The organism is Solibaculum mannosilyticum (genome assembly GCF_015140235.1).
Taxonomy (GTDB): Bacteria; Bacillota; Clostridia; order Oscillospirales; family Acutalibacteraceae; genus Solibaculum; species Solibaculum mannosilyticum.
Genome location: NZ_AP023321.1, coordinates 2,145,330 through 2,157,261, shown reverse-complemented (window position 1 = coordinate 2,157,261; position 11,932 = coordinate 2,145,330). Strand labels below are relative to the sequence as shown.

General features: G+C 46.8%; 10 protein-coding genes and 2 tRNA genes. 8 read left to right on the top strand and 4 right to left on the bottom strand.

The genetic code is table 11. The annotated features are described in order from the left end of the window. Positions 1-73: 73 nt before the first annotated feature. Together C12CBH8_RS10045 and C12CBH8_RS10040 are read right to left on the bottom strand one after the other, a co-directional pair. Positions 74-1,189, bottom strand: a complete 1,116-nt coding sequence (locus C12CBH8_RS10045) for a sensor histidine kinase (protein WP_215533156.1) — start codon at positions 1,187-1,189, stop codon at positions 74-76. After that, on the bottom strand, positions 1,186-1,851 hold the full coding sequence (locus C12CBH8_RS10040) for a response regulator transcription factor (protein ID WP_215533155.1): 666 nt from the start codon (positions 1,849-1,851) through the stop codon (positions 1,186-1,188). The genes C12CBH8_RS10045 and C12CBH8_RS10040 overlap by 4 nt, the downstream gene beginning before the upstream one ends. A 402-nt stretch (positions 1,852-2,253) precedes the next feature. Between C12CBH8_RS10040 and C12CBH8_RS10035 the strand changes: the two genes are divergently transcribed. Next, complete coding sequence (locus C12CBH8_RS10035) at positions 2,254-2,508, top strand: hypothetical protein (RefSeq protein ID WP_099322724.1); 255 nt, start codon at positions 2,254-2,256, stop codon at positions 2,506-2,508. A gap of 3 nt (positions 2,509-2,511) precedes the next feature. Next, complete coding sequence (locus C12CBH8_RS10030) at positions 2,512-4,161, top strand: recombinase family protein (RefSeq protein ID WP_215533154.1); 1,650 nt, start codon at positions 2,512-2,514, stop codon at positions 4,159-4,161. Positions 4,162-4,255: 94 nt separating this feature from the next. Here C12CBH8_RS10030 and C12CBH8_RS10025 read toward each other — a convergent pair whose 3' ends face one another. Continuing rightward, on the bottom strand, positions 4,256-4,669 hold the full coding sequence (locus C12CBH8_RS10025; protein ID WP_090265190.1) for a DUF4854 domain-containing protein: 414 nt from the start codon (positions 4,667-4,669) through the stop codon (positions 4,256-4,258). Positions 4,670-4,910: 241 nt separating this feature from the next. Further along, complete coding sequence (locus C12CBH8_RS10020) at positions 4,911-5,420, bottom strand: DUF4854 domain-containing protein (RefSeq protein ID WP_099322722.1); 510 nt, start codon at positions 5,418-5,420, stop codon at positions 4,911-4,913. A gap of 1,063 nt (positions 5,421-6,483) precedes the next feature. Between C12CBH8_RS10020 and C12CBH8_RS10015 the strand changes: the two genes are divergently transcribed. From C12CBH8_RS10015 to ade, 6 genes are all read left to right on the top strand, one after another. Next, on the top strand, positions 6,484-7,113 hold the full coding sequence (locus tag C12CBH8_RS10015) for a class I SAM-dependent methyltransferase (RefSeq protein WP_099322721.1): 630 nt from the start codon (positions 6,484-6,486) through the stop codon (positions 7,111-7,113). Positions 7,114-7,341: 228 nt separating this feature from the next. Continuing rightward, positions 7,342-8,274, top strand: a complete 933-nt coding sequence (locus C12CBH8_RS10010; protein ID WP_090265195.1) for a PSP1 domain-containing protein — start codon at positions 7,342-7,344, stop codon at positions 8,272-8,274. Positions 8,275-8,401: 127 nt separating this feature from the next. Then, a tRNA-Thr gene (locus C12CBH8_RS10005) sits at positions 8,402-8,477 on the top strand. A gap of 31 nt (positions 8,478-8,508) precedes the next feature. Continuing rightward, a tRNA-Tyr gene (locus tag C12CBH8_RS10000) sits at positions 8,509-8,593 on the top strand. Positions 8,594-9,550: 957 nt separating this feature from the next. Next, positions 9,551-9,997, top strand: a complete 447-nt coding sequence (locus C12CBH8_RS09995; protein ID WP_215533153.1) for a zinc ribbon domain-containing protein — start codon at positions 9,551-9,553, stop codon at positions 9,995-9,997. Between the two features lie 237 nt (positions 9,998-10,234). Beyond that, positions 10,235-11,905: an adenine deaminase gene (gene ade / locus C12CBH8_RS09990; RefSeq protein ID WP_215533152.1), complete on the top strand. Its 1,671-nt coding sequence runs from the start codon at positions 10,235-10,237 to the stop codon at positions 11,903-11,905. The last annotated feature ends 27 nt before the right edge of the window (positions 11,906-11,932 follow it).

Here is an 11,932-nt window from a genome sequence, read left to right as displayed (position 1 = left end):
GATAGCACTCCAATATGGAATCAGTATGAAACAGCGTATAAAATGAAAAACCTCCCCACAAGGGAGAGCATTTTCAAGATAGGAAAAGGGTAAAGCACATTCCCGGCGGATTTTCTGACGCCTCAAATTGATAGGGCAATTCTAAGGCCTTTGACAGTATATCTACAATATATAACCCCAGCCCATTCCCTCCGTCCTTTCTGTCTCTGGCAAAATCCGGGCGGTAGAATGGCTCAAATACATAGGCCAGCTTTTCCGGCGGGATGGGCGTACACTCATTTTCAATTTTTATCTGGCGTTCGGTCAGTACAACGGAAATTTTGTGTCCCGGATTTGTGTAGGAAACCGCGTTGGAAAGCAGGTTGGACAGGATTCGCTCAAGGCTTTTCCTTGACGTATGGACAAGACACTTTCCTTGTATGCTTAGGGAAAAGCCGATCTTTTTGGTCGCTGCAATCAACTGGTAAGGCTCACAGATTGCCGAAAGGCTATCCGACAGGTCAAAGGTTTCTACGTACTTTTTCTCCTGTGTAAAATCCAGCCGGGAGGTATCCAGAATTTCTTTTATCATAAAGGAGAGCTGTTCGGTGATTTCCTTGCACTCCAGTAGGCAGGTATCCCGGTCTTTATACTTTCCAACACCTAAAATCATGTTTTCCAAAATTGCGTTGAGGGCAGTCACCGGCGTTTTCAGTTCATGGGAGGCGGCCCGCAGGAAATCAATTTTTGACTGTTCCGCCTCACTGACTTTCCGCTTTTCTTCTTCCAGATTTTCAATGGTGGAAAGCAGGCTGGCATACAGCTTATTCACGCGGGCGGCCAGCTCACCGGTTTCGTCCTTCGTATGCACCATACATTTTGCCGCCTTATCCAGCTTTTCCATCTTTTCTGTTGTTTCAGCAATCTGTTTGATTGGCCTCGTCATTGCTCTGGAAAACAATAAAGAACACCCGGCGGAAATGATGACGCAGAAGAACAGGGATACCGGCAGCGCTTTTCCGATGGCGGATTTTATTAAGATCCCGGTGTTCACATCACTTTCTATAATGGCCCCTTCCACAAAACGGTTGGTGCTTACTGTCATTTGAGGCGCAAGTACATAGAGAAAGACATGGGCCATCACGGTTACAAATAGCATAACCAGAAAGGTGTATAAGAAAATTTTAGAAAAGAGTTTTAAGTTTCTCATGGTTGTTCCTCATACTTGTAGCCAACGCCTTTTACTGTAATAATACGATCAAGGCCCAGCTTTTTCCGTAAATTTTTGATATAGGTATCAATGGTGCGGTCTATGATGGGGTAATCATATCCCCACAACTCATCCAATATCTGCGACCGGGTAAGCACCAGTCCTTTATGCTCCACCAGTAATTTCAGCAGGTCGATCTCTTTTGGCGTGAGGTCAATCGGCCCATTCTGGCCGGAAGCTGTGTAGCCACCAAAATCCACCGTAATATCCCCAATCTGGATTTGGTTCAGTTCCGGGCTTTTTCCGCACCGTCTTAGCAGGGCAGCCACCCGTTTCCCCAGCAAAAGCATGGAAAAGGGCTTGGTAATGTAATCGTCCGCTTCTTCATCAAAGCTGGCTGCCTGAGTAGGCTCATCATCAAGGGCGGTCAACATTAAGACAGGGATGTTGCTTGTTTGGCGCAGTTCTTTTAATACCTCCAAACCGGTTCGCTTCGGGAGCATAATATCCAAAACCACTAAATCAATAGATTGTTCCCTTACGATCTGCAAGCCTTGTTCTCCATCAAAAGCAGACAGGGTGATATGCCCTGCGGTTTTCATATATTCACAGATTGCCTCATTGGTGGCAGTATCGTCCTCCACAATCAATAAAACAGCCATTTTACCCCTCCTTATATTTTTCTATTATACCAAAACGATGTGAAAGCAATATGAAATCTTTTGGTGTCCAGCTACACATTTAGAATGAGGGAAGAATCTACTATTTCAAGGATTTTCCGGCACGGCTGGTGGGCAGGCAGGACAGATTATCAAATTCCCATGAGAAAGCGCAAGGTCAGCAGGCCTCATATAGCAGAATTTTATTGGATGATCAGAATTTAACGGGCAATTTCCGTCCTTGCAAACGTATTATTAGCGAAGCAAAAAACAAGGGTTTGGGAAGTTCCCAACAGACAAAAATCTCCGCTCCGGCAGGTTGCCGGAAATGGAGATTTTGCGGGAGTGTGGCCACACTCCCTATGCTTGCTCTGTTGTGATTCTTCCAGAAAGGACGGGAATGGAATGGAACAGAAATCAAAAGTACAAGAGAGCGATTATCTCCCGAAAAGAGGAAATCCGCTACAAGAAACCGTGTGCTATACAATCGGCAGAACCGTATACGAGGTGGAAACCTCCTGCGGCGGCACAGAACTGCTTTACGACAAAATGGTACGGCTCATTCGTTCAGAAACCATCACGGATACTGACAAAGACCACAAAGCACGGTATAATAAGGACAGCAACCTGTTTGGCGGACGTTCATTACAGGAGGAATGAACCATGACAGCAAATACCAACTATCCCGACAACATCACCGCTTTATACGCCCGCCTGTCCCAAGAGGATGCGCTGGACGGCGAGAGCAACAGCATTGCCAATCAGAAGAAAATCCTTTTGAAGTATGCAACCGATAATGCTTTCCCCAATCCGACATTTTTCGTTGATGATGGAGTGTCCGGGGTGACGTTTGACCGTCCGGGCTGGAATGAGATGATCCGGCTGGCCGAGGCGGGAAAGGTCACAACCGTCATTGTCAAGGATATGTCCCTCATTGGCCGGGACTATCTGAAAGTTGGTTATTATACCGAGAGCTTCTTTGCTGAACGCGATATTCGGTATATCGCCATCAATGACGGCGTGGACAGCGACAAGGGGGACAATGATTTTACCCCTTTTCGCAACCTGTTTAACGACTTTTATGCCCGCGATACCAGCAAGAAGATCCGGGCCGTCATGCGGGCCAAAGGAAACGCCGGGGAACACCTCTGCACCAATCCGCCCTACGGGTACACGAAAGACCCGGCGGACAAAAGGAGATGGATCGTGGACGAGGAAGCCGCCGAGATCGTGAAGCGGATTTTCGCCCTGTGCATTGCGGGGAAAGGCCCCATGCAGATTGCCAAGCTGTTGACCGCCCAACACGTCCTGACTGTCAAGGCTCACTACGCCCAACGGGACGGAAAGCCGCTGCCGGAGAAGCCGTATCAATGGGGCCCGAAGTCTGTGGCGGGGATATTGGAGCGGCCAGAGTACACCGGCTGCACGGTGAACTTCAAGACCTATTCCAAGTCCCACAAGCTGAAAAAGCGGCTGCATAACGCCCCGGAGAACCAGCGGATTTTCCCCAATACCCAGCCCGCTATTATCGACGAACAAGTCTTTGAGCGGGTACAGGAGTTACGGGAGAACAAACGCCGCCCCAGCAAGACGGGGAAGCAAGGATTATTCTCTGGCTTGCTCTATTGTGCGGATTGCGGGGACAAGCTGTATTTCTGTACGACAAACAGCTTTTCGCCCAAGCAAGACCACTATGTCTGCTCCAATTATAAGAGCAATACGGGAACGTGTTCCGCCCACTTTATCCGGGAAGAAACGCTAAAATTGTTTGTGTTACAGCGGATTTTCGATGTGACGGCATTGTTCTTTGACGGTGCCATGGCATTTGAGGAAGCGGCGAAAAAGCAACGGTTCCAAGAAGCGGAGAAAGAGGCCAAGAAGCGCAAGCGTAAAATCGCCCAAGCAGAAAAGCGTATTGCCGAACTTGACCGTATTTTCAAACGCATCTATGAGGACGACATCAGCGGGGCAATCAGCCATGAACGGTTCTTGAAACTTTCTGCCGACTATGAGGCAGAACAAAAAGAACTGACGGAGCAGGTCAAGGCATGGCGGCAAGCGGTAGAAACCTTTGAACAGGATCAAGCCGATTTTGCAAGCTTTGCAGTCATTGTGCGAAAGTATGTGGGTATCTGGGAATTGACCCCCACCATCGTCAATGAGTTTGTAAAGAAAATCATCATCCATGTGCCGGATAAGTCCAGCGGCCACCGCAGGCAAAAGATTGAACTGATCTGGAACTTCATCAGAGAAGTTAACCTGCCGGGCGACGATCAGACCGTGGAACGGCAAAGAAAAGGCAGGGCGGCATGACCTTTCAGCCATGCCGCCCTGCGACAATCAAATTACTTCCTTATGAGCGGGTGCCTTAGGGCAGGAGCTTTTTGTTTCTTTTAAGAGGATAACCTTATTCAGCGGAGAACTCGCGGGAGCACAACTCACTGCCGTCACCAGACAGATAACGGACGACCACGACAGGATTATCCACATTTACTTCTTTTTTCAATTCAGATGCGACCGATTCAAAGGTAGAAGCATTGGCATCCAAAGCCTGTTCCAGAGAAGCTGCAACGGTATCGGTATCACCCAAATCCGTATTAAAAGTGTACTCATAGATTAACTTGTTGCCTTCGCCTTTCACAGTCATCTCCATGCCGCTGCCGTCCAGAGAGTCGAGCAGGGTCTCTAACTGAGACTGTACGGTATCGGACTTAACATATGCGTCGATGGAGGAGAATTTGCCGCCGCCGCAGGCAGCAAGGGACAGAACCATAACACAGGCCAAGCCCAGGGTCAGAACGCGAATCATGATCTTTTTCATAGGATGTTCCTTTCTTCTCAAAGCTGAGAATTCAAAAAAATTTAAAAAAATTTTACATCATTTTAATTGTTTTGTCAATAGACTTCTATATCAGTCAAAATTTCTCAAAATAAAACCTTATTCAGATTCATATTATCCTGTGATCAATTTCTCAAGATGCAGATCAATGCAATACAATACGCGAGCACAATGAAAAAAAGGCTCCTGCCGTGTGGAAGGAGCCTTTTTTTCAAAATCCGTCTTATTCAGCGGAGAATTCACGCGAGCATAATTCTTTACCATCCTCTGTCAGATAACGCACAACCACGACCGGTGTTTCTACATCCACAGTCAATTTGAGATTCGATGCAACTTTTTCAAAGGTAGAAGCATTGGCTTCCAGACCTTGCTCTAAGACCGACACAACAGTATCGACATCCCCTACATCAGTGGTATAAGTATACTCATAGATCAGTCTATCGCCTTCACCTGTGACGGTCATCTCGATGTTGTTGTCTTCCATAGAACCCGTCAGGGACTCTAGTTGGGATTGCACAATATCAGAGTTAACATACTCGTCAATGGAGGCGTACTTGCCGCTGGAAGAGGTAGAGGCCTTACTGCTTTCGGCGGCGGTACTGCTCTGAGAGGCAGCTGCCTTAGAATTATCGTTGGCAGTGGAGGAAGTGTTGTCGGAGCCGCAGGCAGCAAGGGAAAGGGCCATAATGCAGGCTAAGCCCAAGGTCAGAATGCGAATCATGATCTTCTTCATAGGATTGTTCCTTTCTTCTCAAAGCTGAGAATTCAAAAAAATTTAAAAAATTTTATATCATTTTAATTATTTTGTCAATAGACTGCTAGTCCAAGCGGCATTTCTAAAAATAGCAGTTTCAAAACAGGATATAGGAATATATCTACTGGTTTTTCAGGAAATACGATAGAACGAGAAAAAGAAACATCAAAATTCTGCCATCTACTCAATAGTACATGGAACTTTAAACAAAAATACATTTTCTGTATTTTCCATTTTTGGCTGCAGAATGGGACAAGAAATCAATACAATCGTTCCCGATAAAATACTAAATGTATAATATGGCGCGATAATCACAAGTTTGGGGAAATAGGGATGAAACATTTTTGTCGCCATAGGGCGTCCGGTGCATACACTGATACAGAGAGCGGAAAAACCCGCGAGCGTCAGTGGTCGGCGGTAAGGTATGTCATCCCCAAAGTCCGGTTTTCAGCTGGTTCTTGCGCGGGTTGGGATAGGTTTTGCTACCGGTTACGGGCGTCGAGCGCCATGGGTAGCCGGATCGGCTTCTCCGCTCGCTTTATATAGATTCCAGCAGCCGGGAGAATCCCCGATCGTAGCTGGAGAAAAAGGCACAGAACATAGGTCTCTGTGCCTTTTTCTTGTCATATTTTAGCTGTAAACGGGAATTTTTTGAAAAAGAAGTAAACTGCCTTAATTTAGTCGGATAGGTATTTTTAAAGCAATTAATTTCAGGGGCAGAAAAAAGACTTAATTTGTGAAAAAATTGCTCTTTTTAGCCCAAGAAAGGAGCATGTCCGACAGAGAAAATGAATCAAAATAAGAAAAAACAATAGTTTTTTACGGCGACAGTATTCTCAAATGAAAAAGGTCAAAATAAATTGTTTTTGTAAAACCTTCTTGCTATAATTTCAATAAAAGGTAGGAAAGATTTGTCCAGTTGTGCCTGCAGATAAGGACAAAAATCCTAGTTAAAGAATAGAGCGTAAGGTTAGCCTTGTATTATACAAATAGGATAATTTAATAGAATTATACAAGTTTAGAAAATGGTGAGGTGTCAGATATGAAAAATCCATGGAGGGAAGTCCCTCTTGATCAATATGAAAGACACATGGCGGAACAAAAAGTATATCAGCTTCAGGAACTCAATCGGTTGATGGAACGCCAGTTAAATGGATACCCTGTAAATTCGGTGGCCATCTTAGGGGTCGCTGGAGGCAATGGGTTAGAACATATTGAAGCCGACCAGTATGAAAGTGTTGTGGGAGTGGATATCAACGATGAGTACTTAAACGCTTGCTGGAGAAGATATCCCAAGCTGCAGTCCTGCTTAAAACTCATATGCGCCGATTTAAGGCAGCCGGAGATCTCTCTGCCCCAAGTGGATCTGGTCATTGCCAACTTAGTGTTGGAGTACATCGGAATAGGATGCTTTTTCCATTGTCTTGATACTATCCGTCCTCGATTGGTTTCCTGTGTAGTCCAGCAGGGCCAGAAAGAAAATGTAGTGTCTCCATCGCCCTATGTCCAGGAACTGCAAAGAGTAGAGGAGATATATCAGGATATAGATCCTACGGGATTGGTCGCACGTATGAGAGAAGCAGGTTGGGTTGTGATGTTGCGGGAGGAGATTCCTATGCCAAATGGGAAACGTCTTATCCGTTTGGACTTCCATCTCAGGCAGCAGCAATAGCTGCCGGCGCATGTTGTTCTATGGACGGTCAAGGGTTCAGAAGGAATCTATAGAATGTAGCCGTAGAGCGTATGGAAAAGAGAGCAGGAGATGGGAAACGCTGGGATCATTCATCCCAGCGTTTTCTTTTGGATGGGGAAGTGCTTTCTCTTGCGCCTTTGGCGAGAATGCATTATAATGAAAAGGTAATGCTGATCCCAATGCAACATAATTTATAAGGAGGGAATCATGACTGAAGTAATAGGCATTCGCTTTAAAAATATCGGTAAGATTTATTATTTTGATCCCGCAGGCAATCAGGTCCAAAAGGGACAACGGGTAATTGTAGAGACGGCCCGAGGGGTGGAATGCGGCGAAGTGGTGATGTCCAATCGCCAGGTTGAGGATGAAGAAATCGTCAAGCCGCTCAAGCCGGTGATCCGAATGGCCACCAAAGAGGATATCAAAAGGCTGGAGGAGAATGCCCGCAAGGAAAAAGAAGCGTTCCGGATTTGCCTGAAGAAGATCGAAAGCCATAAGCTGGAAATGAAACTGGTGGATGTGGAATACACTTTTGATAACAACAAGATCCTGTTTTATTTTACGGCCGACGGCCGTGTGGACTTCCGTGAACTGGTCAAGGACTTGGCATCGGTCTTCCGCACCCGGATTGAGCTGCGTCAGATCGGTGTGCGCGATGAATCCAAGATGTTGGGTGGCATCGGGATATGTGGACGCCCATTTTGCTGCTCCACTTTTCTGGGAGAATTTCAGCCGGTGTCCATCAAGATGGCAAAGGAACAAGGGCTTTCTATTAATCCAGTCAAAATCTCCGGAACCTGTGGCCGCTTGATGTGTTGTCTGAAGTACGAGCAGGACAGTTACGAATACTTGCTGCACATTACCCCAAGGGTGGGGACACCTGTTTCGACGCCGGAAGGGAAAGGCGTGGTGTGCGAGACCAATCTGCTGACGGGGGATATTAAGGTACGTATGGACAAGACGCCGGATGCAGTGCCAAAGATGTTCCATCGTTCCAAGTTAAAGAGCCTGCGCCGGGAATCTCTGAAGGATTGTCCTAAGAAGGACAAGAAGGAAGAACCAAAGGAATCCGGCCAGCAAGAGGAACAGAAACCTGTTAGACAGGAAAGAGATATTCCAAAGCAGCAAAAGAAGTCATAAGATGTGATGTGAGCTGTCCGGATGACGGGAAAGAAAAAATCCGGACAGCGTTTTTTTGACGAAAATTAGAAGAAAATGCTTGACATGCAGTTGAAGGTATGGTATATTAATATGCGTCGCCTGTTGTGCTGGTGTAGCTCAGCTGGTAGAGCAGCTGATTTGTAATCAGCAGGTCGGGGGTTCGAGTCCGTCCACCAGCTCCACATCTTTTGCAAGGCGTTTTATATTGAATAGGGGGAGATTCCCGAGTGGCCAAAGGGGGCAGACTGTAAATCTGTTGTCAGTGACTTCGATGGTTCGAATCCATCTCTCCCCACCAGACTGAGTCCGAACGCAGTTCGCGTTCGGACTCTTTTCTTTTATCCAGCAAGACACTCGCGCCGCAAGCGGTATCTAAAGTATCCACCCCTTCCACACCTGCGGTGAGCATTCGCGCTCCGCAGGTTTTTCTTTTTTATAGTATTCCGCTCGCATTATGGGTGGCACCGAAACCGTTTGCCTCACCAGACTGAGTCTGGACGCAGTTCGCGTCTGGACTCTTTTCTTTTATCCAGGCAAGCAGCATCTAAAGTGTGTATCCCTTCCACACCTGTGATAAGTAATTCGCGCCCTGCACTTTTTGTAGCACTGTGCCTGTGTCTTGGACCGACATAAGTATGTCGGCTTTTGTTGGAATAATTTTTATTAGAAGAGGTGAACATATGAAATCGTTTACGGAATACGAGGACATAAATCCTTGTCCACGTGGAAGCCAGAAGTCATATGGCGAATGCTGTAAACTAAAATAAGTGAGATGGGGATACGATGAGAATCAGGCATTGATAAAACGGCTTCCTATTACACCGGAAATAGAGAAAGAACTAAATGATTTGATTAAGATGTTTGAAGAGTATTATGGCAGAAAACCTGGCAAAGAAGACTATGTTTTTTCCTTTTTCCCTATTTATCAGATTTCGAAAGGATGCGTCCTATCTCATGAAACAACAGGTGAAGCATCTTGTTGGGACAATAGAATTGTTAAACTCAGATCCAAAACAATCAGAACCAATTTATAATACGTTGCGCAGACGATTACAAGATCTGATTAACGAAAACAAATAAGCTCCTTTCCTGGGAGATCCCCCATTATGCCACTATGCTGGAGAGCAACTGACAGTTGCTTGTTTCCCAAAGGGGAAAGGGTATAATAGAGGAGAGAAAAACGTCCTCCCGGGGAATGGGGAGGAGATATGGAAAACAGGATACTATAGGAACAAAAAACTAGGGGGATGAGAGTGTGGAGACTAAAAATGTATTGTTCGGACTGCGGAAACAACATAATCTGACACAAGATGAAATGGCTCATCGCTTGTTGGTGACGCGTCAGGCTGTCAGCCGGTGGGAGACGGGGGAGACCATTCCAAGCGTAGATACTTTAAAACTCATATCCAGGGAATTTAATATCTCGGTCAATACCCTGTTGGGAACACCGAGCCAACTGATTTGCCAAAGCTGCGGAATGCCCATGGAGGACGACAGTTTGATTAGCCGTGAAGCCAACGGGGACATGAATGAACAGTACTGTAAATGGTGTTATGCCGACGGGGATTTTCTCAGCCATTGTACCATGGAGGAAATGGTTGAACAGTGCATCCCACACATGGGTTGGGAAGATGAACGACAAGCCAGGCAATATCTGCAAAACAAGCTGAAAAGTTTAAGCCGATGGAAGCAGGAGGAATAAAGATGCCAGATGGGGCGGAAGTGCTTTTGGCACTTCCGTTTTTTATATGGAATAGTACGAGATTTCAGCCAGGAGAATAAAGTGGAGAGGGTGAGGTACAGGGCAGTCTAAAATAAAAGGACAAAGAGATGGAAAAATAATTTGTTTGTGCTATAATACTGTCAATATCACCGGAAGAGATGGGCAGTCCTAAGAAAATGGGACTCTGGCGCAGAGAAGAGAAAGGATGGTGCCGTTGTGAACCGACAGCATTTGATCGAAACAGCCTCGGGAAAACGTCAGCCTGATCTTGTGCTCAAACGTGGAAAAATCATTCAGGTGCTCACAGGAGAGATCCTGACGGGAGATATCGCGCTGTGTGACGGTATCATCGCCGGAGTGGGATGTTACGAGGGGCCTAATGCTGTGGATCTAGAGGGGAAGTATGTATCTCCCGGATTTATTAACGCCCACTGCCATGTGGAATCCTCCATGGCGCTGCCGGAAATTTACTGCCGGGAGGAATTGCGCTACGGTGTTACCACCGTCATTACCGATCCCCATGAAATCGCAAATGTGGCAGGAAAAGCTGGCATCCAGTTTATGCTGGACCGTTCGGAAAATCTTCCCATTCATTACTATGTCCAAGTACCTTCCTGCGTACCAGCCACACCCTTTGAACATGCGGGCAGCATCTTAAAAGCGGAGGACTTGGCGGAGTTTTTAAGTCATCCCCGTGTCACAGGTCTGGGGGAGATGATGGATGCAAAAGGGGTGGTACAGCGCCGTCCTGACGTGATGGAAAAACTGGAGTTATTCAAAGGAAAGGTATTGGACGGGCATCTTCCCTCAGCGCCCCAGGAGATGTTACAGCCTTATGCTGCGGCGGGCATTGCAACCGATCATGAGAGCGTCACATTTGGGGAAGCCAGGGATAAACTCCGTGCCGGGATGGCTGTGCTCGTTCGGGAGGGAAGCGGCAGCAGAAATTTAGAGGCTATTGTCAAAGGTGTGGTGGAGGAAGGGCTGGATACCGCACATCTTGCTTTTTGTACTGATGATAAGCATCTGCTGGATATCCATAAGGAAGGGACCATCCGGCATAATATTCAAATGGCCATTGGGCTTGGCATGACCCCTGTGACAGCCTATCAGCTGGCCACCATCAATGCCGCACGCATTTATGGACTGGACGGTATAGGGGCCATAGCTCCCGGATACCGGGCAGATCTGGTGATCCTGGACGATCTGGAAAAGGTAACGGTAAGAGACGTCTACTTTGGAGGCAAGCCCGTCCGAGAGCTATGCATGACGCCTAAAATGCCGCCGGTTCAAGAGAGTGTAAGACATTCAGTCCGTCTGCCGCCTCTGGATAAAAAAAGTCTGGCCTTGCCTGATCAGGAACAATATCCGGTCATCCAAATGGTGGAGAATCAGATTATTACCCAAAAGACGATCGTAAGCAAGGGAGAGGTCCATGGCATGTTAGAGGATGGGAGGCTTCTAAAAATTGCAGTGGTAGAGCGTCATCACGCCACAGGACATATTGGAGTAGGGCTTCTCAGCCGGTATGGACTGCAAAACGGGGCCATTGCCACAACGGTGGCCCACGATTCCCACAACTTGATTTTGGTTGGGGACAACGACAGGGATATGTTGGCTGCAGCCGAAGAGTTAAACCGGGTTCAAGGAGGCTATACTCTGGTGCGCGGGGGAAAGGTACTGGCAACGCTGGAACTTCCCATAGGGGGACTGATGTCTGAAAAAGGACTCAATCAACTGACGGAAAACATCCAGGAGATGACCCGTATAGCGTATTCTATGGGCGTCAATGACAAGATGGATCCTTTTATCGCCTTGAGCTTTTTGGCATTGCCAGTAATTCCAGAGATCCGGATTACCGATATGGGGACGGTAGAGGTGGAATAGAAGATTCCCTAGAATCAATATCTGAAA